General features: G+C 57.1%; 19 protein-coding genes and 1 pseudogene. 14 read left to right on the plus strand and 6 right to left on the minus strand.

Going from position 1 to position 24,580, the window contains the following annotated elements; translation table 11 throughout:
* Positions 1 to 100: 100 nt before the first annotated feature.
* From KUO20_RS10865 to KUO20_RS10900, 8 genes are all read left to right on the plus strand, one after another.
* Complete coding sequence (locus KUO20_RS10865; RefSeq protein ID WP_235039880.1) at positions 101 to 1,129, plus strand: SMP-30/gluconolactonase/LRE family protein; 1,029 nt, start codon at positions 101 to 103, stop codon at positions 1,127 to 1,129.
* Between the two features lie 161 nt (positions 1,130 to 1,290).
* Complete coding sequence (locus KUO20_RS10870; protein ID WP_235039881.1) at positions 1,291 to 1,731, plus strand: hemerythrin domain-containing protein; 441 nt, start codon at positions 1,291 to 1,293, stop codon at positions 1,729 to 1,731.
* A gap of 174 nt (positions 1,732 to 1,905) precedes the next feature.
* Positions 1,906 to 2,892, plus strand: coding sequence for a succinylglutamate desuccinylase (locus tag KUO20_RS10875; RefSeq protein WP_235042470.1), 987 nt, complete (start codon positions 1,906 to 1,908; stop codon positions 2,890 to 2,892).
* Positions 2,893 to 3,148: 256 nt separating this feature from the next.
* Entirely contained in the window at positions 3,149 to 3,919 is a 771-nt protein-coding gene (locus KUO20_RS10880) for an ABC transporter ATP-binding protein (RefSeq protein ID WP_235039882.1), read from the plus strand.
* Positions 3,920 to 3,934: 15 nt separating this feature from the next.
* The gene (locus KUO20_RS10885; protein WP_235039883.1) at positions 3,935 to 4,636 is read left to right on the plus strand and encodes an ABC transporter permease; all 702 of its coding nucleotides are present in this window, start codon (positions 3,935 to 3,937) and stop codon (positions 4,634 to 4,636) included.
* A gap of 1 nt (position 4,637) precedes the next feature.
* Positions 4,638 to 5,369 carry an ABC transporter permease gene (locus tag KUO20_RS10890; RefSeq protein ID WP_235039884.1) on the plus strand — a complete coding sequence of 244 codons (732 nt, stop codon included), beginning with the start codon at positions 4,638 to 4,640 and terminating at the stop codon, positions 5,367 to 5,369.
* 171 nt (positions 5,370 to 5,540) lie between these two features.
* Complete coding sequence (locus KUO20_RS10895) at positions 5,541 to 6,311, plus strand: transporter substrate-binding domain-containing protein (protein WP_235039885.1); 771 nt, start codon at positions 5,541 to 5,543, stop codon at positions 6,309 to 6,311.
* A 226-nt stretch (positions 6,312 to 6,537) separates the two neighbouring features.
* On the plus strand, positions 6,538 to 7,341 hold the full coding sequence (locus KUO20_RS10900) for a TraX family protein (protein WP_235039886.1): 804 nt from the start codon (positions 6,538 to 6,540) through the stop codon (positions 7,339 to 7,341).
* A 102-nt stretch (positions 7,342 to 7,443) separates the two neighbouring features.
* On the opposite strand, the gene KUO20_RS10905 is transcribed toward KUO20_RS10900, so the two are convergent.
* Both KUO20_RS10905 and purE read right to left on the minus strand, forming a co-directional pair.
* Entirely contained in the window at positions 7,444 to 8,601 is a 1,158-nt protein-coding gene (locus KUO20_RS10905; protein ID WP_235039887.1) for a 5-(carboxyamino)imidazole ribonucleotide synthase, read from the minus strand.
* 12 nt (positions 8,602 to 8,613) lie between these two features.
* Positions 8,614 to 9,129 carry a 5-(carboxyamino)imidazole ribonucleotide mutase gene (purE, locus tag KUO20_RS10910; protein WP_235039888.1) on the minus strand — a complete coding sequence of 172 codons (516 nt, stop codon included), beginning with the start codon at positions 9,127 to 9,129 and terminating at the stop codon, positions 8,614 to 8,616.
* A gap of 220 nt (positions 9,130 to 9,349) precedes the next feature.
* On the opposite strand from purE, the gene KUO20_RS10915 reads away from it, so the two are divergent.
* The gene (locus tag KUO20_RS10915) at positions 9,350 to 9,622 is read left to right on the plus strand and encodes an XRE family transcriptional regulator (protein WP_235039889.1); all 273 of its coding nucleotides are present in this window, start codon (positions 9,350 to 9,352) and stop codon (positions 9,620 to 9,622) included.
* A 102-nt stretch (positions 9,623 to 9,724) separates the two neighbouring features.
* Here the strand turns inward: KUO20_RS10915 and chrA are convergent, their stop codons facing one another.
* Positions 9,725 to 10,918 carry a chromate efflux transporter gene (gene chrA / locus KUO20_RS10920; RefSeq protein WP_235039890.1) on the minus strand — a complete coding sequence of 398 codons (1,194 nt, stop codon included), beginning with the start codon at positions 10,916 to 10,918 and terminating at the stop codon, positions 9,725 to 9,727.
* Positions 10,919 to 11,020: 102 nt separating this feature from the next.
* Positions 11,021 to 12,703: a dihydroxy-acid dehydratase gene (gene ilvD, locus KUO20_RS10925; protein ID WP_235039891.1), complete on the minus strand. Its 1,683-nt coding sequence runs from the start codon at positions 12,701 to 12,703 to the stop codon at positions 11,021 to 11,023.
* A gap of 144 nt (positions 12,704 to 12,847) precedes the next feature.
* Between ilvD and recC the strand changes: the two genes are divergently transcribed.
* The 5 genes from recC (at position 12,848) to recD (ending at position 23,679) form a co-directional block, all read left to right on the plus strand.
* Positions 12,848 to 16,504, plus strand: coding sequence for an exodeoxyribonuclease V subunit gamma (recC, locus tag KUO20_RS10930; protein WP_235039892.1), 3,657 nt, complete (start codon positions 12,848 to 12,850; stop codon positions 16,502 to 16,504).
* A 176-nt stretch (positions 16,505 to 16,680) separates the two neighbouring features.
* Positions 16,681 to 16,989, plus strand: coding sequence for a nucleotidyltransferase family protein (locus KUO20_RS10935; protein WP_235039893.1), 309 nt, complete (start codon positions 16,681 to 16,683; stop codon positions 16,987 to 16,989).
* Complete coding sequence (locus KUO20_RS10940) at positions 16,986 to 17,513, plus strand: hypothetical protein (RefSeq protein WP_235039894.1); 528 nt, start codon at positions 16,986 to 16,988, stop codon at positions 17,511 to 17,513. Before KUO20_RS10935 ends, KUO20_RS10940 begins: the two co-directional genes overlap by 4 nt.
* Positions 17,510 to 21,409 carry an exodeoxyribonuclease V subunit beta gene (recB, locus tag KUO20_RS10945; protein ID WP_235039895.1) on the plus strand — a complete coding sequence of 1,300 codons (3,900 nt, stop codon included), beginning with the start codon at positions 17,510 to 17,512 and terminating at the stop codon, positions 21,407 to 21,409. Before KUO20_RS10940 ends, recB begins: the two co-directional genes overlap by 4 nt.
* Positions 21,406 to 23,679 (plus strand): exodeoxyribonuclease V subunit alpha, encoded by a 2,274-nt coding sequence (recD, locus tag KUO20_RS10950; protein ID WP_235039896.1) that lies wholly within the window; start codon positions 21,406 to 21,408, stop codon positions 23,677 to 23,679. Before recB ends, recD begins: the two co-directional genes overlap by 4 nt.
* Before the next feature lie 141 nt (positions 23,680 to 23,820).
* Here the strand turns inward: recD and KUO20_RS10955 are convergent, their stop codons facing one another.
* Together KUO20_RS10955 and KUO20_RS16840 are read right to left on the minus strand one after the other, a co-directional pair.
* Entirely contained in the window at positions 23,821 to 24,393 is a 573-nt protein-coding gene (locus KUO20_RS10955) for a hypothetical protein (RefSeq protein WP_235039897.1), read from the minus strand.
* Between the two features lie 94 nt (positions 24,394 to 24,487).
* Positions 24,488 to 24,580 (minus strand): annotated as a pseudogene (locus tag KUO20_RS16840) (transposase); the annotation flags it as partial.

The following is a 24,580-nucleotide window of genomic DNA, read 5'->3' on the forward strand; positions in this document are numbered from 1 at the left end:
GACCTTTAATCGATTATGTTCTACATTTCTCATGAGGTGAATATACCCTCACTTCCACTTTGCCCACACCATGCAATCAAACAATAATCAGGATAACGCTATGAAACTTGGACGCCGTCAGTTCCTTTCGGCAACGGCCGCCCTAGCGGCTGTTAGCACGTCACCTCAGCTGTTTGCTTCTCAGATCTCATTAGGCCCTGTCCCCGACCGCTACCCCATTGATGCTTGGAAAGTCGAGGACTCACGCTTCAGCGATTACATGATTTTCAATAGCCCACTGGAGCGACATTGGAGCGGTGGGCTATGGACAGAAGGACCTGCTTGGAACGCAGTAGGACGTTACGTCGTTTTCAGCGACATCCCTCGCGCCAAACAAATGCGCTGGGATGAATCGACCGGCCAAGTCAGCGTCCTTCGAGACAATGTTGGCTACTCTAACGGTAATGCCTTCGATCACCAGGGTCGATTGATTTCTTGTGAGCACTCTCCCGCCCGCGTCTTGCGCTATGAGTGGGACGGCAGTACAACCGTTCTCGCTGAGCGCTATCAGGGCAAGCCGTTGAATGCGCCCAATGACCTGGTGGCACTTCCTTCAGGTGGTATTATTTTTACCGATCCAGGCTATGGTGCCCACTTCGACTACGAGGGCAAGAAGCGTGACCTGGAGCTTGAGACAGCCATCTATTACGTCGATGACAGTCTTGATGAACCCATAATGCTGACCGATGATATCCGTAAGCCAAACGGTATTGTACTGACACCAGATGGCAACGGATTCTACGCCAGCGACAGTGCCTCCACCCATTTTGAAGAACCTGCTCAGATCATTCACTGGTCGCTTGGCGCAGATGGGCGAAGCGTCAGCGATCGGCAAGTTATCGTGACCAGTGAGGATACAGTCTTTGACGGCATGACCTGCGACATGGATGGCAATATTTGGTCGAGTGCTAACGGCGGTGAAGGGATCGATGGTGTGGTGATGTTTTCACCGCAAGGCGATCTGCTAGGACGTATTTTGCTACCCGAAGTCTGTTCTAACGTGTGTTTCACTGGCAAGGATCGCAACCGGTTGTTTATGACGGCAAGCCAATCCGTGTACACCATTTATACGGCAACTCGCGGGGCATAAAGGGCCATATAAGGCCAATTGATACCGAGAGCTTTCAGTGGTGGGTTAGCGTGCCCACCACGGCCCCCATTAAGGTGAACATATTTGCTACCTTGCACTTTACGCCATCCACCGCTAGCTTTTGTCATGCCACCCCCTGAAACGTTTCCAAGGAGCTAGGAATGACGATTTTTGAAGCCCTGCGCAAGGATCATGATATTCAGCGCGACCTGCTCGCCCAGTTAGTGGAGACTCATGGCGACAGTGAAGAGCGCGATAGTCTTTATCAGCAGGTGCGGGCTGAATTGCACTGCCATGCGGCGGCGGAAGAGCGGGCGCTGTATATCCCCATGATGGCCATTGATCTAACCCAAGAAAAAGCGCGCCATAGCGTGGCTGAGCACCATGAAATTGACGAGCTATTAGAACTGCTCGATGAGACTGAATATAGCGCGACTCACTGGCTGACCCATGCTAAACAGCTGCAGCATTTAGTGACCCATCATCTGGATGAAGAAGAGCAAGAAGTCTTTCAGCTGGCCGGGCGTGGGCTTGAAGACAAACAAAAAACCTCTCTCGCCAGCGAGTATCAGCAAGAGATGAAGCGCCAGCGTTCAGCCTAACCTGATATTTCTTCTGCAAAAACGCGCGCATGCTTAGCATGGGCGCGTTTTTATTGTTTCATGATTAAACTGGGCTTTTTCACGCGAACGACCTATGGGTATGTCACACCCGCTCAACGTGCTAAACCTAGGCTCACGGTTATGCTGACAACCACATGGATGAAGGAACCAACAATGCTAGGCCACTGGCTCGATTGGTCGCTTGACGAGCAGCCCCCCGCCTCTCGCAGCGGCGCTTTTAGAAGCGGAACGTATTCTTTGCACGCGCCAGGCATTATGGAGCTAGCCCCGCATCAGCCAAGTGCCGATGCCCACGCGTGTATCTTTTCAGCAGCGATTCATGGTAACGAAACGGCACCGGTCGAGCTTATCGGTGAGTGGCTAAGCGCCTTGGAAGCAGGCACCGTGACGCTGGGCGCGCCGGTGCTAGTTATTCTGGGCAACTTGCCTGCGCTTAAGGCTCAGCAGCGCTTTCTCAGCACTAATTTAAACCGCCTGTTCAATCGCGAGCTAACGGCTGAAGGCCCAGAGCCTGATCGCGCCCGTGAACTCATGGCCGCGGTCGATCATTTTTATACTCGCCATGCCAATCAACCCAAGTTGCATTACGACCTTCATACCGCCATTCGAGGCAGTCGCTACCCACGTTTTGTCGTGGAACCCTTTGCGCAATCAGCGACTAACCCTGCGCAGTGGGAGTGGTTCGCGGCAGCAGACATGCAGGCAGTGCTGCATCAACACCAGCACAGCTGGACATTCTCTCACTACAGCAAGCATTATCACGCAGCCCAGGCGTTTACGTTTGAGCTGGGGCGTGTAGCGCCTTTCGGCCAAAACGACATGGCATCGCTGATACCCATGGGTGCGCTGCTGACATCACTGAGTGAAGGTCATCAGCCAGCAAGTAAGGCAGCGTCACAGATGGTATTTTTTCAAGTGCACCACGAACTCATGCGTCGCTCTGACAATTTCCAACTCTGTTTTGCCGATGACACGCCCAATTTCAGCCGCTTCGAACCCGGCACGCTTTTGTCGCAAGACGCTACTGCGGGTGATTTTCGAGTAGGCGATAAGCCTCTTTGCGTGGTGTTTCCTAACGCCAACGTTGAAGTTGACGCTCGGGCAGCGTTATTAGTAGCGCCTATTTCAGCGCAATCTTAAGTCAGCAAAATCCTAAGAGCATCACAAAAAAACTGAGAAAAACTGGGCTTTAAAACCGTATAAAAGTAAGCGATGTTGACAATAATAATGGCGAGATGATCACAGGCCCTTAAGCACCACGACGAACGTCGAATGCTTAATCTCATAATTAGGGCGCGCGCAGTGTGCCCGGCCTGATAGAATCGCCCCTTTTTTCGCGCCAGCCGCACCAAACAACCTACTGTTGCTGCGGCAACTCTGTACTGGAGCCAATCTTATGGCCGCTACGCCTACTCCCCTTGAAGTGCGTAATATTAAAAAGCGCTTTGGCGAAACGGAAGTCCTGAAAGGCCTTTCACTGCAAGCCCAAAAGGGCGATGTCATCACGCTGATTGGCGCCTCTGGGTCAGGTAAAAGTACCTTTTTACGCTGCATGAACCTGCTTGAGCAACCCGACGATGGCGAACTCATTGTTCACGGCGAGCCAATCCGCTTTAAAACCACTAAACATGGCCGCGAGCCAGAAGATTGGAAGCAGGTGGTGCAAATGCGCGCCAAGCTTTCGATGGTGTTCCAAAGCTTTAATCTGTGGGCACACATGACGCTGCTGGAAAATATTATTGAAGCGCCGATCAATGTGCTGAAAAAACCCAAAAAAGAAGCTTTAGAGCATGCTCACGCCTTGCTTGATCGCGTGGGTTTAACGGCGCGTGCCAATGCCTACCCCGCCCAAATGTCAGGGGGCCAGCAGCAGCGTGGCGCGATTGCGCGTGCCCTGGCGATGGACCCAGAAGTGATGCTGTTTGACGAACCCACCTCTGCACTTGACCCTGAGCTTGTTGGCGACGTACTCAAGGTCATGCACGGCTTGGCTGAAGAAGGTCGAACGATGGTCGTGGTCACGCACGAGATGAGCTTTGCTCGTGACGTGTCCAGTCAGGTTATTTATCTTCATCAGGGCTTAGTGGAAGAAGCTGGGCCGCCTGATCAGGTGCTTGGTAATCCGCAGTCTCCGCGTCTGAAGCAATTTTTAGCACCTAAATACTGATCTGCGAGGCTTACCATGCTTGATTTACAAGGTTATGGCCCTCGGCTGATCGAAGGGGCTGGCGTCACTATTCAGTTGGCGGTGCTGTCGTTAATACTGGCGATTATTTTAGGGCTGCTAACCGCCACCGCCAAGATGTCGCGTAATTGGTTTTTAAGGCGAACCGCTACGGTTTACACCACGCTGATTCGTGGCGTGCCTGACCTTGTGCTGATGATGCTGCTCTTTTTTGGTGGCCAAATTGGCGTGAACGCTATTAGCGACATGCTTTATTACAGCTACGAGATCGATCTTTATATTAATTTCAATGCCTTCGCAGCTGGCGTGCTGACCATTGGCTTTATCTTTGGCGCCTACATGGGCGAGACCTTTCGCGGTGCCTTTATGGCGGTCGACAACGGTCAGATTGAAGCGGGTAAAGCCTACGGCATGAGTAGCGGCCTGGTATTTAGGCGCATACGTTTTCCGCAGATGATGCGCCATGCGCTGCCAGGGCTATCGAATAACTGGATGGTACTGCTGAAAACCACCGCGCTGGTGTCCGTTATTGGCCTGACCGATATGGTTCGCGTCGCCGCAGAAGCCTCCCGCGCCACTCACGAACCGTTTACCTTTTTAATTCCCGTTGCCGTGGTTTATCTGCTAATTGCCAGCGTATCCGAATGGATTTTTGCGCGGCTGCAAAAACGCTACGACATCGGCTTCGGAGGTCAGTGAGATGCTTGATATTTCCACTTGGTTTAATGACGTGCTCGCTGGCAACACCATTTTTACCGCCGATACGCTCGGGTACTACGCCCAAGGGTTTGTCACCACCACCCAACTGGTCTTTTTATCGCTGATTGCGGGGCTAATTATCGCCGTGCCGCTGGCGATTATGCGCAGCTCAAAGCATAAATGGATTAGTTTGCCGATTTACCTGTTTACCTATGTATTTCGCGGAACGCCGCTGCTGATTCAGCTCTACATCATTTATTACGGCGTGGTGTTTATCGACGGCATTCAAGAGTCTTTTTTATGGCCCATACTGCGCGGTGCTTTTTATCCTGCGCTGATTGCCTTCACGCTTAACACTGCCGCCTATACCACCGAGATTTTTCGCGGTGCGATCAAAGCGACCTCGCAAGGTGAAATTGAAGCCGCCCGCGCCTACGGCATGTCACAAAGCCTAATGATGCGGCGAATCATCTTGCCGAGTGCCTTTCGGCGCGCCCTGCCCGCCTACGGCAACGAAGTTATCTTCATGCTACATGCAAGCGCCATTGCCAGCGTAGTGACATTGATGGATTTAACCGGTGCCGCACGGTTTGTGTATGCGCGTTTTTACGCTCCGTTCGATGCATTTCTGTTTGTCGCTGCTATCTACCTATGCTTAACGTTCGCAATTTTGTACTTTTTCCGTTTCTTGGAAAAACGCCTATTGGCGCACTTGCAGCCACAAACGCCTTAATCAATCCATGCTAGCCCCTGGGCCTGTTAAGTTTGTAGCAGCGAAACATAAATCTGCCACCGTCAAACAAGCGTTGGTTTATAGCAGTAATTGCCTCTTTTCGTCTGCCGTCAGCTGGGGTAGGTTAAGGGGGATGATAATTAGTGAACCTGTTCCCTATGGAGTAGAAAAATGAAAAAACTAGTAACGGTTTCTCTTCTGGGCGTAGCCATCGCCGCAGCCTCCTCCGCCCAAGCGCGCGATTACGATAACGTCCGTATTGGCGTAGACGTTCCCTATGAGCCGATGGAATTTCGCACCGCTGAAGGTGAGCTTACCGGCTTTGATATCGACCTTGGCAACGAGCTGTGCGATCGCATGGGCGTTACCTGCGAATGGGTTGAGCAAGAGTGGGATGGCATTGTTCCCGGCCTGATGTCACGCAACTACGACGCCATCATGTCGTCGATGACCATCAACGATGAGCGTCGCGAGCAGGTGCTGTTTTCTGACCCCTACATCACTATGCCGTCAGCCTGGTTTGCCGCCAGCGACCTGGACATCAGCGAAGCAAATGAAGAAACGCTGGCAGGCATGACTATCGGCGTTCAGCGCGGCACCTTGCAAGATAACTACGTGACGGACAACTTTAGCAGCGTCGCCGAGATCAGCCGCTACTCCACGGCCGACGACATGGTGCTGGACATGGAAGCCCAACGCCTGGACATCGTTTTCCTCGACTTCCCGATTGGCCAGACAACGCTGCTTGAAAGCGACGATGCTGACTATGTAGTGATCGGTGAGCGCATTAGCGAGCCTAAAGAATACTTCGGTGACGGTTTTGGTATCGCCTTCCGTCAACGCGACGAAGCGCTAGCCGAAAAATTCAACGAAGCGCTGGCTGAAGTACAGGAAGACGGCACCTACGACGAAATCTTTACCCGCTATTTCGGTGAAGAGTAATCGCAAAGCCGGGTGAGCAGTCTCCCGCTTAACAAGCAACAAGCGCTATCGTCACCCCGGCCTATGCCGGGGTGACGCGCTTTCAGGCCGTACAATGGCGGCACGGTCGGTACGTTCTCACTCAGCTAGCGCCCATTCTAGCTGCTTTCAAAGGCAGCAAATTCAGTGAACTAGGTAGAACGGCCTGAGTCTGTGTATCATTGCAGTTGATCAACACGGAGGTTTTATGGCTCTTTCACCGGGTACTCACCCAGACACTCGCTCGCGCCCGTCATCCCATTGGACTGGCTGGGGGCAATGGCTAGCACTGTTCACAATGACCGTCGATCATCTCACGCGCTATGTATTGCCGGGTGATTGGGATTTAGGTTGGGCAGGTTCATCCATTGGCCGCATTGCTTTCCCACTCTTCGCTGCGATGGTGGCCTGGCACGGGCTGTTTAATACGCGTAACCCGCTGCGCTATTCACGGCGCATTTTGGTGATTGGCCTGGTTGCTCAGCTGCCCTATATGCTCATGCCCCGTGCATCCGACGCCTTCATCTTAAACGTCTGCTTTACCTTGGCCAGTGGCCTTGTGCTGGGTACGTTAGTACGCCAAGGCTGGCAGCACTACCAGCAGCAAACGCTAGGCTTACCTTGGCTTTTAGCCGGTTCAGCAGTAGGCGTGACAGTTTGGTATTTACTCGGTTTCTGGGTGGAATACGGTCATAACGGGCTGCTGCTGATCCCGCTGCTAATGTTTGCGATGCACGCACTACATCAAGCAGGCAATCATTTCCAAGCGCGCCTATGGGCGGGGCTAGCGGCCTTTCCCGTGCTCTGGATTGCAGGGCAGATGAATGCTTCTGATATGGCCAAATCATTCACCGTCGGCACCTGCGTCATCGTGCTTATTCTCGCCGCCGGTGCGGCCCGCTCTATTCCTACCGTCATCGTGGAGATGCCGCGCCGTTTATGGCTAGCCTGGTATCCCGGCCACTTTGCACTCATTGCGCTGTGGGTAGTGCTGAGTGGCCAGCTGAGCTAAATGCGTCAGTGATCAGCAGTACTCAATCACCAGTACTCAATCACCAGTACTAAAAAAGCCGCCTGCTGTGAACAGGCGGCTTTTTTCTGATACAGCTTGATATCAGAGCTTGCCAGTAAAGCTTAGCGCTGGGGGCGGCGCCTCTGGCAGCAGCGCGCTACAGGCGCGTACTTTTTCAAGCAGTTCGGCGTGATTAGCCGCGAGGATATTGACGTGAGCAAGCTTACGACCGGCGCGCTCAGCCTTGTCGTAGCGGTGCAGGTGCGTGTTGGCAAGCGCCAGCATGGCCGCGTTATCGCCTTCGCGGCCAATGATGTTAATCATGCAGGTAGGCGCAATCGCTTGAGTATCGCCTAGCGGCAGGCCCTGTATCGCACGCAGATGGTTTTCAAACTGGCTGGTGACGGCCCCATCCATGGTCCAATGACCAGAGTTATGCACGCGAGGGGCCATTTCATTGGCTAGCAGGCTGCCGTCACGGGTTTGAAATAACTCCAGCGCCAGCACACCAACGTAATCCAGCTCATCTAACAGCGCACGAATATAGCTATCGGCGGTTTGCTGAACGCTGGCATCCAAGTCCGGCAGCGGCGCAACCGAGTAGCGCAAAATGCCGTCAACGTGCTGGTTTTCCGCCATGGGATAGAACACCACCTCGCCATCGCGACCCCGTACGGCAATCATCGATACTTCGCGAACGAAATCAACGAAGGCCTCAACGACCAGCTGCGAGTGGCCGATAGCCGCCCATGCGTCCTGCGCCTGCTCAGGATGCTTCAACACCGCCTGGCCTTTGCCGTCGTAGCCTTCAGTAACTGATTTAGCCACCACGGGGCAGCCAAGCTCACGGGCAGCCGCCTCAAGCTGCTCGGCACTCTCAACGACCCGGTAGGCGGGCGTGGGGATGCCTAAGCGATCAAACAGCGTCTTTTCTTCGACACGGTTCTGGCACACTTCAATTGCCCGGCTGCTGGGGTATACCGGCTTGTGCTGCTCAATGTCACGGACCAGTTGAACGGGCAAGTGTTCAAACTCGTAGGTCACCACGTCGACGTTAGCCAGGAACTCGGCCAAGCGCTGGTTATCGGGGTCGATGATCACCTCACCGATGCCCGCACTAGGGTAGCCAGTGGTATCCAGAAAGGTGAAGCGATTACCCAGCGGATATCCTGCCAGCGCTAACATACGGCCCAGTTGTCCGGCGCCTAAAATGCCGATACGTTGGGTAATGCCTGAATGTTTGGTCATACCAGACGTCATAACCGAGCTTCCTTATTCAACGTCCGGCTCGGGGCGCGGATCTGGGTTATCGAGTACTTTCTGGGTCTGCTCGGCGCGAAAGGCTTCTACCGCACGGCGCACCGCGGCATCTTGCAGGCCAACGATTTGTGCCGCCAATAGGCCTGCGTTGGTCGCCCCGGCTTTACCAATCGCGAGCGTTCCTACTGCAATACCACCCGGCATCTGCGCAATCGAGAGCAGTGAATCCAAGCCCTTCAAGGCTTTGGACTCCACCGGCACACCCAGCACGGGCAGCGGGGTCTGTGAAGCAACCATACCCGGCAAATGGGCCGCGCCACCCGCGCCAGCCACAATGACCTGCAGGCCGCGCTCAGCCGCGCTCTTGGCATAGTCGAACAGCAGGTCAGGCGTGCGATGAGCCGATACTACGCGCGTCTCATAAGCCACGCCCAACTGTTCCAGCATCGCCACGGCGTGCTCCATGACGGGCCAGTCAGACTTAGACCCCATGATCACGCCCACCTTGGGTGTGCTGTTCGACGACATGCAAAACTCCTCGGCCCAACGGCCTATAAAAGCGAAACGAAATTGAAAAAAACGGCGTGCGCTAAGCCAGGCACACTGAAAAATAGGAAGGCGGATAGTTTACCAGAGCTAGCCCGTTTGCGGGCTTTGCACGCGTCGTGAAATTTTCATCAAAATAGGCATTGAAATGCGCACGCGTTGGCGGCATTGTGTGTTTGTCATTTCAGACTAATGGAGCCACATGAGCACGGCACGCGCAACTGCCACTGCGGAACAGGTTGATCCCCCGCGAAGCAGCCCTGACCTCGATGTCAGGGAACTAGAAAAACGTACGCGCTTAATGCGTATTATCACGCGTCTGATCGCAGTATCAGACCTAGGAAGTCGAGAAATTGCCCGCCGGGCAGGACTTCCCGTCCAGAAAATTAGCGACTTGCTCGCCGGAAGGCTTGAGCATCTGTGCGTGGATGAACTCCTCGCCCTGCGTCGCACCTTAGAACTGGAGGCGCCTTAGCAGTATTCTTCTGCTTTCTCATCGCGCTTTCTTCCACAGGCCGCCTCCCGGCGGTCTGATAAAACTCTCTTTATGTTTAGACCTCACACTCCAATCATTTGCTTAGGGTGCGATCACTGCTCCCCCCACCGCGACGACGGCGACCACTAGCCAAGCGGGCAGCTTCCATACGCTTAATAGTAAGAAACCGGCCAGCGCCAAAACGAACTCCCCCATTCCCACAATCGCACTGGTCCATACCGGCTGATAAAGCGCGGCCGCTAAAATACCCACTACGGCGGCATTGGCCCCTCGCATCAGTGCTTGAGCATTGCTCCACCGGCGAAAGTGATTCCAAAAAGGCAGCACGCCGACCAGCAGTAAAAAACCCGGCATAAAAATCGCCAGCAGTGCTAGCACCGCTCCCGCGAAAGGATGAATGCCGGGCAACAGTGCCCCCAGGTAAGCGGCAAAGGTGAATAGTGGCCCAGGCACCGCCTGAGCTGCGCCGTAGCCGGTAAGAAAGTCATTCGGCGTCACCCAGCCAGACTGCACCACTTCGGCCTCTAACAAAGGCAGCACCACGTGCCCGCCACCAAACACCAGGGCGCCTGCGCGGTAAAACGCATCAGCGATATTTAGCCATTCAGCGCTGACGGCGAACAGCGGCAGCAGCACAAGCAGCCCGCCAAAAATCATCAGCGACACGGTACCCGCAAGGCGTGAGACCGGAAAATGCAGCGCCTCACCCACGGTTGTTATCGCTGTATCACGGCATAGCATCAGCCCGGCTAAGCCGCCCGCAGCAATAGCGGCAACCTGGCCAAGCGGGCCATTCACCATGGCCACCGTAAACACAGCAGCCAGCGCGATCCCTGCGCGTGTTTTATCCGGGCACAGGCTGCGCGCCATTCCCCACACCGCATGGGCCACAATCGCCACCGCCACCACTTTCAATCCGTGAATAAGGCCGCTGGCAATCGGACCACCCATTACCGTCGCACCAAGTGCAAACAGCATTAGGATAATTGCCGACGGCAGTGTAAATGCCAGCCACGCCATGGCAGCGCCCCAAGGGCCTGCACGCAGCAGCCCCAGCGCAAAGCCCACCTGGCTACTAGCGGGCCCTGGCAAGAACTGGCATAGCGCGACTAGATCGGCGTAGGCCTGCTCAGAAAGCCATTGGCGACGCTCTACAAACGCCGTGCGAAAGTAGCTCAGATGCGCGACCGGGCCACCAAAGGAGGTTAAGCCCAGTGCTAAAAAGGCCCAAAACACCTCACCTATTCGTCCGCGCGTCTGCGTTTGCTCTACCATCGACCCCACCGTTTAGCCACTGACGTTTGACTACAAAAAAAGCGCAAGGCTCATATGCTAAGCCTTGCGCTTGACGTTTTAATGACACTCGCCGATAAACCGTTACTCTTGGTCGGTTACCGCACCGGTACTGGCAGAGCTAACGAGACGCGCATATTTAGCGAGAACGCCGCGCGTATAGCGGGGTTCTGGCTGCTGCCACGCCGCGCGACGGCGAGCCAGCTCTTCATCCGACAAATCAACCTCAATCGTGTCCGCTTCAGCATCAATGGTGATGGTATCGCCATTTTCCACCAGCGCCAGCGGGCCACCGTCGAAGGCTTCCGGCGAAACATGGCCGACCACAAAGCCGTGGCTGCCGCCCGAGAAACGTCCGTCGGTAATCAGCGCCACGTCGTTACCCAGGCCGCGACCCATAATGGCTGAGGTAGGTGTTAGCATTTCGCGCATACCCGGGCCACCTTTCGGGCCTTCATAGCGAATAACCACAACGTCGCCCGCCACAACGGTGCCGTCATTAATGCGTGCCTGCGCTTCTTCCTCAGAGCCAAATACCCGCGCGGAGCCAGAAAAACGCGTGCCTTCCTTGCCGGTAATCTTCGCAACGGCCCCTTCTGGCGCCAAGTTGCCGTAAAGCATACGCAAATGGCTTTCTGTTTTAACGGGCTTATCCAGCGGCGCGATGATCGGCGGCTCAGCGGGATAAGGCGCCACATTTGCCAGGTTTTCTGCCAGGGTTTTGCCGGTGACGGTCATGCAGTTACCGTGCAGCAAGCCTGCGTCCAGCAGTATTTTCATCATTGGCTGAATGCCACCAATCGCCACCAGCTCGCTCATCATGTAATGGCCGCTAGGACGCAGGTCAGCCAGTACCGGCACGCGCTTACCAATCTCGGTAAAATCAGAAAGCGTCAGCTCAACACCAATGGTGCGCGCCATACCAATCAAGTGCAGCACCGCATTGGTAGAACCACCCAACGCGATAGTGACCGTAATGGCGTTTTCAAACGCTTCGCGGGTCATGATATCGGAAGGCTTAATATCGGCTTCTAGCAGCGCCAGCACCGCTTCACCCGCCGCTTTGCAGTCATCGCGCTTCTCTTGAGAGATAGCGTTCTGCGCTGAGCTGCCCGGCAGGCTCATGCCCAGCGCTTCAATCGCGGAGGCCATGGTGTTAGCGGTGTACATGCCGCCACAGGAGCCCGGGCCAGGAATAGCGGTTTCTTCGATATTCTTTAATTCGATCAGATCGATATCGCCACGGGAGTGCGCACCCATGGCCTCAAAAACCGAAACAATATCGGTGTGCCCTTTACCCGGCATGATAGTGCCGCCGTAAACAAATACGCTGGGGCGATTCAACCGCGCCAAGCCCATCATGCAGCCCGGCATGTTTTTATCGCAGCCGCCAATCGCCACCAGGCCATCAAAGCCTTCACATCCGGCCACCGTTTCGATGGAATCCGCAATCACTTCACGGGAAACCAGCGAGTACTTCATACCTTCGGTGCCATTCGCAATGCCATCAGAGATAGTGATGGTATTGAAAATCACGCCTTTACCACCGCCTGCATCAGCGCCATCGCGGGCGAAATCAGCCAACTCACCAATATGGCTGTTACACGGGGTCACCATGCTCCAGGTGGAGGCAATACCTACTTGGGGTTTCTTAAAATCATCATCATTAAAGCCCACCGCCCGCAGCATGGCGCGGCTAGCAGCTTTACCTGGACCATCGACCACTAGAGAAGAGTGGCGACGGGAATGTTGGGATGACTCAGTCATTGTTGATCTCTCTTAGCTTTGCTCACGGTATCCGTATAGCTTGGCGATATATTTCGTATCCCGCAAGATGATTAACATATGGCACCATAGCGCTATGCCCATCGCCACTGCCGTCAAGGAATCATTCATTAAGGACTATCGTGCATGCCTGTAAACCCTCTGCTCTCACAAACGCCGTTAGCGCCAGGCTTTATGGTGGTGCATGCCAATCGTCTTGAAGACCTGCGCGGTTTGGCGGTGGAGTGGATGCGCAGGCACCCGCTAGCGCCGCTGGAAAATGAAACCATCTTGGTACAGAGCAACGGTATCGGGCAATGGCTAAAACTGGCGCTCGCTGAAGACCCCGCGCAAGGCGGCGCAGGCATTGCCGCAGCGCTGAATGTCACCCTGCCCGCGCGCTTTCTATGGCAAGCCTACCGCACGGTGTTAACGCACGTTGCGCATGACGACACAGCATTCGAAGATACAGCCTTCGACGACAACGCCCATAGCGAACAAGCGGTGCCCGAAACCTCACCCTTTGATAAATCGCGATTAGTATGGCGCTTACTGCGCCTGCTGCCCAGCCTTGCCGAGCAGGACATCTTTGCCCCGCTGGCACGTTTTTTAGAGGTCGATCGCGACCAGCGCAAGCACTACCAGCTGGCCGAGCGGCTGGCCGATCTATTTGATCAGTATCAAGTTTACCGCGCGGACTGGCTCGACGCCTGGGCGAAGGGCAGCGATGTGCTGATTACCGCTCGCGGTGAAGCGCGCCCGCTGGAAACGCACCAGCAGTGGCAGCCGGCACTATGGCGAGCACTGCGCGACGACGTGGCCCACACGCAAGGTGCAGCGGGCCTTAACAGCAGCCGCGCCCAGGTGCACAGCCGTTTTTTAACCGCGGCTGAGCAGCTCGAAGGCCAGTCATGCCCGCCCGGCCTGCCTCGGCGACTCATCATTTTTGGCATTTCATCGCTGCCGCAACAGACCCTGGAAGCGCTGGCCGCACTGTCGCGCTGCTGCCAAATTGTGCTCTGCGTGCACAATCCCTGCCAGTACTACTGGGCGGATATCATCGAACACAAAGACCTGCTGCGCGCCAGCCGCTATCGCCAGCAGCGTAAGGCAGGCATGCCCGACGCGCTGGACGTACTGGGTACCGGCGATGCCACTGACGCTCTGCATCTTCACGCCCAGCCGCTGCTGGCCGCCTGGGGCAAACAGGGCCGCGACTACTTACGCCTGCTTGATGAGCACGACGATTCAGGCAACTACCAAACGCTGTTTGAGCAGCAGGCGCTGCGAATCGATATGTTTGAGCCGTTTAGCGGCGAAGAACGCAACTGCCTGCTCAGCCAGCTGCAGGACGACATCCGCGAGCTGCGCCCGGTCGCTGAAACTCAAACCCACTGGCCCGCATTAGACGCTGCCAGCGACGATTCCATCGTGTTTCATATCGCCCACGGCCCCCAGCGTGAAGTGGAAATCCTCCACGACCAGCTGCTCGCCGCGTTCAGCGCCGACCCGGATCTTCGACCACGCGACATCATCGTGATGGTGCCAGACATCGACCGCTACGCGCCGCACATTGCAGCCGTGTTTGGTCAGTTGCAAAGTGACGACCCGCGCTACATTCCCTACACGCTGTCGGATCAGGCCAGCCGCCACCGGCTACCGCTGATGATCGCGCTGGAAAAGCTGCTGCGCCTGCCCGAGCTACGCCTCTCGGTAAGCGATCTTTTAGATCTTTTAGAAGTCCCCGCGCTGCGCACCCGCTTTGGCATTGAAGAACACGACCTGCCCACGCTGAGCCGCTGGATTGAAGGCGCGGGCATTCGCTGGGGGCTCAATGCCGAGCAGCGCACTCGGCTGGATTTACCTGAAGGGCTGACCCAGAACACCTGGGCATTTGGCCTGCGCCGCCTGCTGCTGGGCTACGCCATTGGTGACGCCGACGCCTGGCAAGGCATTGAGCCGTTTGACGACATTGGCGGGCTGGAAGCGTCGTTAGCGGGCCCGCTAGCCACCTTGCTAGAGCGCCTGGAAAACACCTGGGAAACGTTCTGCCAGCCCACCGATGCCGCCACCTGGGTGGCACGGCTGCGTGAGCTGTTGGAAACCTACTTTGTAACCGACGACGCCCAAGAGAGCGTGATGCTCACCAAGCTGGAAACCGCGCTGCAGCAGCTTCTGGACAGTACCGAAGAGGCCCAGCTTTTTGACCCTCTGCCGCTTTCCATGGTGCACGAACACTGGCTGGGGCAAATCGACGAACATAGCCTCTCACAGCGCTTTTTAGCCGGGGCGGTCAACTTCGCCACGCTAATGCCGATGCGCGCGATCCCGTTCAAGCACGTCTGTTTACTGGGCATGAACGACGGCGAGTACCCACGCTCGCAGCCACCGCTAGATTTTGACCTGATGGGCAGCGACTACCGCCCCGGCGACCGCTCACGCCGGGAAGACGACCGCTACCTGTTCTTAGAAGCGCTGCTCTCTGCCCGCCAGCAGCTCTACATTAGCTGGGTGGGCCGCAGCCTGATCGATAACAACCCGATGCCACCGTCGGTGCTGGTCGGCCAACTGCGCGACCACCTTAAAGCAGGCTGGCACACGCAAAGCGGTGAACCGCTGCTAGACGCCTTAACCACCGAGCACCCGCTTCAGCCGTTCAGCCGTCGCTATTTCACCGCACAAACCAACGACTCACCCGCTCAGGCGCGGCTCTTCACATACGTTCATGAGTGGCACGCGTTACACGCTCCACGGAAGATCGAATCAAGCGCAAAACCATCACGGCTTGAGGCCTATAGCGAACAACCGGCCTCCATAAATCTAGTTCAGCTGGGCAGCTTTTTACGTGAACCGGCGAAAGCGTTTTTCAATACCCGCCTAGGTGTTTATTTTGAGCAGGAAGAGCTTGCCCAGCTCGATGTGGAACCCTTCACCCTAGACGGGCTACAAAACTGGCAGCTACAGGATCAGCTAATCGCCGCCCAGCGCCATGCCATCGATAACGGCCTGCCACGCATCGAAGCACTGCACGCGGCGCTTGAACGCTTTAAAGGCCAAGGCGTGCTCGCCGTGGGCGCTTTTGGCGAGCGCATGCGCGAAGCGCTGGCAGAGCCGATGGAGGCACTGTTTGGCGCCTACGAAGAAGCGTTACAAGAGTGGCCCCACATAGTGACGGCGCCACAGGCAGTGCATGTTGTTGAAGAACGAGTTGTCGAAGAAAGAGTTGTTGAAAGAGTTGAAGGACGAGTAACGCTGGAAGACTGGCTGGGCGAGTTACGAGAAGATAGCGAGGGCAACCGCTGCCGCCTATTACTGCTGAGCAGCAGCCTGGTAAGCCAAGGCCGCGGGCGCGCTCAGTACCGCTGGCAGCACCTGCTACGGCCCTGGGTCGCCCACCTAGCGGGTAATGCCGAGCGCCCGATGACCACGCAGCTGCTCTCAAAAGCAGGCCATGTGCGCTTGGAGCCTTTAGAGGCCGAGAATGCCCGCTACCAACTACACAACATGCTCAACGCCTGGAGCGATGGCATGCAGGCTCCGCTACCGCTCGCCCCGCAGGCCGCGTTCGCCTGGTTAGCCAAACAGGGCACGCCAGAATCTGACCCAGCAAGCGATGCCTACGCCGCCGCTGAAACGGCCTATGAAGGCGGCCGTTTTCAGGCCGGTGAAGTTGCCCAAAGCGCCTACCTCGCCCATCAATGGCCACACTTCGAAAGCCTGTTTAGCGAGAACAATAGCGGCCACTGCTTTGCGACACTGACGGAGATGCTTTATGCGCCACTGCATCAGTCGGTAAAAGGCTGATGGACATCAGCATGACATTTCATCGTTAGGGTGAAGCGAGGCCGCCGGTAGCGTAAACTGGTTATCTCAATAGTGGCTTAGCGGCAAGGCTATTAATGGCGGGCCTCTCATATCATTTAGAAGCTAAGTTATTAGGAGCTATGTTACTAGGAGCTACGTTACTAGGAGCTACGTCGATGCGACTTACGCAAACACAGCGCGCCATTATCCATTCGAGCGTGCGCGAGTTTATTGGCATTTCTGCCCGTGTTCACGTGTTTGGCTCGCGGCTGGATGATACCAAGCGAGGCGGCGATGTTGACCTGCTGCTAACCTCACAAACTGCGATACCGCTGCTTGCCTGTGCTGAGCTCAAAATGGCACTTGAAGAACGTCTCCAGCTGCCGGTCGATATAGTGACCTATGTTTCGACAACGCAACCCACGCCCTTCCAAGCAATCGCCTTGTCACAAGCCTGCCCAATTACTAGTGAGGAAGCGGCATGAGTCAGGATGTTCTTAGCGACCAGCAACGCTATTTAGCTCAGCTGTTAGAAGCAATCCAGCGTTGCGCCTGGTTTCTGCAACAATCACGCAACAAGATCAACTGGCCGATTGAGGGTGAGTGGCTGGTCGAACATAAAAAAGATGTGACGCTGTTCGAAACACTGGCCGCCATCAACGAGCGGTTTGCCAAGCTGCAAGACTCTATCGCCTCGGCGATGCGGCATAGCGCCCTGCTTGCAGGAGAATCCACCGACAGCTTTCTCAAGGTACTGGCGCTGTTTGAAAAGCAAGGTGTGGTGAATGCGACCAGTGACTGGCAGCGCTGCCGTGCCATTCGCAATATTGCCACCCATGACTATTCGACTGATTATGCCCAGATAGCAGAACACTTCAATCTGCTGAATGAGCTAGCCGATATACTCTTAGTGACGTCGCAGCGCCTTTTAGCCTGGAGTGCTGAGCAGCTGCAGATTTTCCCCGCCAGCCAAGATTTCGCCACTGAGTTTGACACCATTTTCTTATGAGCCAGCCCGCCCCACTCAATCCATTACGTCTCCCGCTTCACGGCAGTCGTTTAATTGAAGCAAGCGCAGGCACCGGTAAAACGTTCACCATCGCGCTGCTTTACGTGCGCCTAGTACTCGGCGGCCACAGCGTTGACGACGACACCGCGTTTATCCGCCCGCTCACGCCGCCGGAAATCTTAGTCGTTACCTTTACCAACGCCGCCACCCAAGAGCTACGCGAACGCATCCGCAACAGGCTGGTAGAAGCGGCGGAAGTGTTTCGTGAGACTCCAGATGCTAAGGAAGCAGGTCACGAAGAGGGTCTTTTGCCATGGCCGGAAAATGTTCCCGACGATTCCGGCATTCCCGCCGTCCATGGCGGTCAGATGGCAAAAGTAGCGCCCAAGGACGGGTTCACAGCGCCCTCGCAGTGGCCTGCTTCCGTGCCACCTGCTCATGATCCGCTGCTCGTCCAACTCCGCGACCAATACGACCCGGCCACCTGGCCCGCCTGCTCGCGTCGCTTAGCGCTAGCCGCCGAATGGATGGACGAAGCCGCGGTTTCCACCATCCACAGCTGGTGCTACCGCATGCTGCGCGAGCACGCCTTCGACAGCGGCAGTTTGTTCTCGCTCAATCTAGAGAACGACCAGCGCGAACTGGAGCAGGAAGTGGTGCGCGACTACTGGCGCAGCTTCTATTACCCGCTGGACAGCGACGCGCTGGGCATTGTCACCCGCTACTGGAAATCGCCCGACGATCTGCATGCGTTACTGCAGCGGCTATTGCCTGAAAGCGAAGCGCTGGGCGGCGCAAAGCCACAGCCCCGCGAGACACTGGCCGCTACCCAAGCCGAACGCAGCGCCCAGCTCAGCGAGCTCAAAGCGCCCTGGCCCGCTTGGCTAAACGAGCTAGTGCCCGCCCTGGAAGACGCCGCCACGCGCAAAGCCTTCAAGGGCCAAAGCTTCAACGCCAAAAGCCGCGCCAACTGGCTAGGCGCACTGCGCGAGTGGAGCGAAAGCGATGCCGACCGCCCAGCGCTCACCGACGCCGCCTGGAAACGCATGACGCCCGACGGCATGGCCGATATCTGGAAAGACGGCGCGCCGCCCTGCCCGCAGGTTTGGGAAGCACTGGCGCAGCTACCGGCAGCGTTAGACGCCCTGCCCGAGCCACGCAACGACCTGCTGATTCACGCCGTGCAATGGTGCCGCGCCCGACTGGAGCGCGAGCAGGAACGCCGTGCCGAGATGGGCCCCAACGACCTGCTAACCCATCTCGACCGCGCCCTGCAAGGCCCCAATAAAGAAGCCCTGGCAGCACAAATCCAGCGCCAGTTCCCCGTCGCGCTGATTGATGAGTTCCAGGACACCGACCCGGTTCAGTACCGCATCTTCAACGCCGTATATGACGTCGCAACGCCCCGCCGCGACATCGCCATCCTGCTGATTGGTGACCCCAAGCAGGCCATCTACGCCTTTCGCGGCGCGGATATCTTCACCTACCTGCAGGCCCGCCACGACACCGATGGCCGCCATGTAACGTTGGGCACCAACTTTCGCTCCAGCCGCGCCATGGTGGCGGCGGTCAACCACTGCTTCAGTTACGCTGATCAGCACGACGCCGGCGCCTTTTTGTTCCGCTTGGATGACGGCGGCAACCCGCTGCCGTTTCAGCCGGTTGATGCCAAAGGCACGTCCAACACGCTGGTGCTCAACGGCCAGCCGCTACCCGCAATGACCCTGTGGCCCTTGGAAAGCGACGAGCCGCTCTCCAAAACTGCCTACCAAACCGAGATGGCAGAGCGCTGCGCCTCGCACATGGCCGCGCTGTTGGAAGCAGGCCGCAAGCAACTGGCAGGCTTTGCGAAAGCGGTAGACAACAGTGCGACGGGCGATAGCAGTGTGAGAAGCGAAGAGCAATCACTCACACCGCTTGCCCCTTCGGACATGGCGGTGCTGGTCAACGGGCTGCAGGAAGCCCGAGCGATTCGCCTGGCGCTGGCCAGCCGGGGCATCAAGAGCGTGTATCTTTCCGATCACGACAAGGTGTTTAGCTCCCCCGTTGCGCCGCAGCTGGCCATTTGGCTGCGCGCCTGCGCCGAGCCCCAGGCCAACTCCCGCCAAGCGGAAGCAAAACTGCGCGCCGCCCTGGCAACGCCGGTGATCGGGCTAAGCTTGGCGGCGCTTGACCACCTCAACCAAAGCGAGCTGGCCTGGGAAGCACGGGTCGAGCAGTTCAGCGGCTACCATCGCCTATGGCAGCGCCAGGGCGTGCTGCCGCTGGTGCGCCGACTGATGGTTGATTTTGATATCGCTGCACGGCTGTTGAGCGAGTTTGCCGAGGGTGAGCGCTTGCTAACCGACCTGCTCCATCTGGGGGAAATGCTGCAGCACGCCAGCCAAGAGTTGGATGGCGAACACGCGCTGATTCGCTTTCTTTTTGATGCCATTGCCGACCCGGATAGCCACGGCGACAGCCACAAGCTGCGCCTGGAAAGCGATGCCGATCTGGTCAAAGTAGTCACCATTCACAAATCTAAAGGACTGGAGTACCCGCTGGTGTTCCTGCCGTTTATCGCCAATCACCGGCCGGTCAGCGATACCGATCTACCGCTGCGCTGGCACGACAGCGAAGGCAGGCTGCAGCTCAGCCTAAGCGCCGATGAAGCCACGCTGGCCACCGCCGACCGCGAACGACTGGGCGAAGACCTGCGCAAGCTTTACGTTGCCCTCACCCGCGCCCGCCACGCTACCTGGCTAGGGCTGGCTCCGCTTAAAGGCAGTGAGAACAGCGCCATCGGCCATCTCATCAACGGCGGTAAAACCATCGCCCCCAGCGCGTTTACTCAAGCGCTAGGCGAGCTAGTGGCAGGCAGCAATATCGAACTGAGCGCCGCGCCGGAGCCCACTGCATTACGCTTTACCCCCGCGCCGGAACAGCAAGCGCTGGGCCACGCCTGCGCCCCGCTGCGCCCAGCCCGCGAACAGTGGTGGATCGCCAGCTACTCGGCCCTGCGCACCTCAGGGGCCATAACGCCATTGATGCCGACGCCCGAACCCACCACGCCCCAGGAAGCCACCACCCTGGAAGTGCTGGATGAACCCCACGACAACGCCATCAACACCGAGGCGTTTCACTTGCACCGTTTTCCCCGCGGCCCCGGCCCCGGCACCTTCCTGCATGGTTTGCTGGAATGGGCAGGCCAACTCGGCTTTCAACACGCCTTGGACGACCCCGCCGCACGGGAAGACATGCTGCGACGGCGCGTGCAGCTGCGTGGCTGGCAGACATGGCACGACACCCTGTCGGGCTGGTTTGAAGAACTGCTCGCCATACCGCTGCCTCTGCCAACGTCACGGCCCGGCCATGGCGGCCACGTGGCGCTGAGCGAGCTTAAAAGCTATCAGGTGGAACTGGAGTTCTGGTTTGCCGCGCACCACGTGGGAACGCGTAAGTTGGATGAGCTGGTAAGTGACCACTTACTGCCTGGGGTGTCGCGCCCCGCGTTGGATGCCGACACCCTCAACGGCATGCTCAAAGGCTTTATCGACCTTGCCTTTGAGCATGAAGGCCGCTTCTATGTGCTCGACTGGAAATCCAACTACCTGGGTAGCGATGACAGCGCCTACACCGCCGATGCCCTGCGCAACGCCATGCTCGAAAAGCGCTACGACCTGCAAGCGGCGCTGTATCTGCTCGCGCTGCATCGGCTGCTCAAAGCGCGCCTGCCCGACTACGACCCGCACCAGCATTTGGGCGGCTCAATGACCGTATTTCTACGCGGCAGCCGCACCACCGCCCGCGGCGTACACGCCGTGCCTGCGCCGGTGGTGCTGATTGAAGCGCTGGATCACTTATTTGCAGGCACCGCGGCAGATACCGCAGCCACCCATCAGGAGGCGGTCGTATGAGTAAGCGCGAGACGGGCTCTATGAATTTCGACCTATTTGCCGATGACGCACCGCCCGTTCCGGCTGACTCAACGGCACCGGCAGCAGCATCGACAGAATCAGCCACCAGTGCCGAGTTGCCACATCCCGCGCTAAGCGATACCGCCGCGCTGTTACAGCTGTGTGAGCGCTGGGTTTCACGTGGCTGGCTGCGGGATTTAGATCTGGCACTGGTGCGCTTTTTTGAGCGCGAAAGCCAACACGCCCCGCCGCTGTTACTGCTGGGTGCAGCGCTAGCCAGCCACCAGTTAGGCCGTGGCCATGTGTGCCTGGATTTAGCCGCCACCCTGGAAGCGCCGGATTTTGCGCTTTCACTGCCACCGGAAGGCGACGATCTCAACGACCCGCCGCCGCTGCCCAGCCACGTGCTAGCCACGCTAACGCTAAGCGAGTGGCAGGCCGCGCTTCACCACCCCACGTTAATTAGCGATGGCCCCGGCAATACGCCACTGGTGGTGAGCGACAACGGCAACACCAGCAAACTCTACCTGCGCCGCTACTGGCAGTTTGAGCAAACTCTGCACCAGGAAATCGCCAACCGTGTTAGCACGAGCAACGAAGCGAATAGCCCGCTACTCAAAAGCGCGTTAGATACGCTATTCCCCGCCTGCGAAAACCTGGATTGGCAAAAAAACGCCTGCGCCCTGGCCGCCCGCAGCCCGTTCGCGATCATCACCGGCGGCCCCGGCACCGGCAAAACTACTACCGTGGTGCGCCTTCTGGCCCTGCTGCAAACCCTGCAGCTAGCAGAACCCAACGCACACCCGCTGCGCATTCGCCTAGCCGCCCCCACCGGCAAAGCCGCCGCACGGCTAAATGAATCCATCGCCGGGCAGGTCAATAGCTTACCCATTAGCGCGTTAGAGTCGCTGCTGAGTGAGCACTCACCTGCCTCAACATCTAGCGTAATAGCAATTCCCACCGAGGTGACAACGCTTCATCGCTTGTTAGGCGCTAGGGCCGACACCCGCCACTTCCGCCACAACGCCGCCAACCCTCTAGCGCTGGATGTGCTGGTGGTCGATGAAGCCTCGATGGTGGATATCGAAATGATGACGGCGCTACTCAGCGCCCTACCCGCCAGCGCCAAGCTGGTGCTGCTGGGGGATAAAGACCAGCTGGCCTCTGTAGAAGCAGGCGCCGTGCTGGGCGACCTATGCCGCCGCGCCGACGCCGCCCACTACACCTCCGCCACGGCGCAGTGGCTGGCCGAACTCACCGGCCACCCGCTGCCGGAAGCATTAATCGACCCCAACGGCCAGCCGCTGGATCAAGCCATTACCATGCTGCGGGTCAGCCACCGCTTTACTGCGCAAAGCGGCATCGGCCAGCTCGCACAGGCGATTAACCAGCCGCTAAGTGAGGCATTGCGGGAACGGGATAAACACAAAGCCGTGCATGGCGTACTGAATAACGGCTACGCCGACCTGCACCATCTGGTGTTGAAGCCAGATGCACAAAACGAAGACAGCGCCCTAGAGCGCCTGGTGATCACCGGCAGCCCGCAGCGCTTTCCCAACGCAGGCGAAAACCGCACCAATTTTAAGGGCGAGCCAATTGCACCACCCACCGGCTACCAGCACTACCTGAATACCCTAGCGAGTGAACGGCCTGATACGGTTCTAGCGTTTGAAGAGAACGGCGAGAATTACGATGCCTGGGCGAAGCAAGTACTCAACGCCTACAGCAGCTTTCAGCTGCTGTGCGCACTACGCAAAGGGCCGTGGGGGGTAGAAAGCTTAAACCTGCGCATCGCCAAAACATTGCGCCGCGAAAAGCTGCTGTTCGGCAACGACCACACGTTAGAGAAAGGCTGGTTCGAAGGCCGCCCGGTACTGGTCACCCAAAACGACTACGGCCTAAAACTGATGAATGGCGATATAGGTATCACACTCGTCGTACCTGATCCCCGCACTCCCGGCAGGACACTTTTACGCGTCGCCTTTCCAACCAGTGACGCAGAAAACACAATTCACTGGGTGCTGCCTTCCCGCCTGCATGCAGTAGAAACCGTGTTCGCGATGACGGTACACAAGTCACAAGGCTCAGAATTTCAGCACACCGCCCTGCTGCTACCGCAAACGCCCAACCCCATCCTCACCCGCGAGCTGGTCTACACCGGCATCACCCGCGCCCGCGATTGGCTCACGCTAATCGAAGCTAAGCGCGGGATATTGAATGATGCGGTGACTAGGGAAGTTATGAGGGTTAGTGGAATGGGGAGGTTGTAATCAAAACCGATATTACCGTTGATGGTGTCGTTTTTCGGTCAGGAGCGGTCTTTTCGGCGACACTTATATATAATGTGGAAACTCAGCTGACAGAAAAACGCGCAGCTTTTTGATGGTTGGAGTGCACCGCATTGTTAAGCGTTATAGCTGCTCAGTGCATGCGATTCTGTAAGCAGCAGCAAGCCTTGCGGCACCATCTCGGATTCCGGCGAGTTCGGTGTTTGCATCAAACTCGCCTTCGCGGGGCGGAGCACGTTGCTCGAGAGGAACTTCGCTAGTCCGTAGGCTCGTAACAACATAATGATGAAGCGTAGTGCGGCTTAGAGTCTCAGCCTCTGATTCTGCCAAGAAAGGAATTAACTCAGAGGCTCTTTTTTCAAACCCGAGTTGTTCAGCATTTATCTGAGCCGTTGGGACTGAAAGCTCTCCTAGACTCTTATTCCCAAATGCAAAGTCGCTGAGCTGAATGGCGTTGAGGTACCCTCTATCGGCACTGAAATTTATCTCTGCGGCAAGAGTTGCGCTGGCCTGGAGCTTATCGCAGGCGAGCTGTGCCCCCTTTGCTCTACGTTCAACGGCAGCCCTCTCGGTCTCTTCTCTCATCTTTGCTCCTAAAAGCAGATAGGAAGAGGCAGACGTACCAATCGTGGTTGCGATGCTCATAACGATGGTGAGTGCAACGGCGACGTGCCAGGGTCGTTTTTCAATTTCCAATACAACGCCTCATGCAATGTAATAAATTTACGCTTCCCAACGCCCTGGACTCGTGCCGGTTTGGAGCCGCAAAGCGACGGAAAAGCGGTCACAGTGAGAGCACTTTGAAAATAATATTGGTTTCGCAGCTCCACTGCACTTCGCGGCTGGAGGTGATGACTTTTAAGTAAGCAAACACGATGAATCG

It is taken from the genome of Vreelandella profundi (genome assembly GCF_019722725.1).
In the GTDB taxonomy this organism is placed as follows: Bacteria; Pseudomonadota; Gammaproteobacteria; order Pseudomonadales; family Halomonadaceae; genus Vreelandella; species Vreelandella profundi.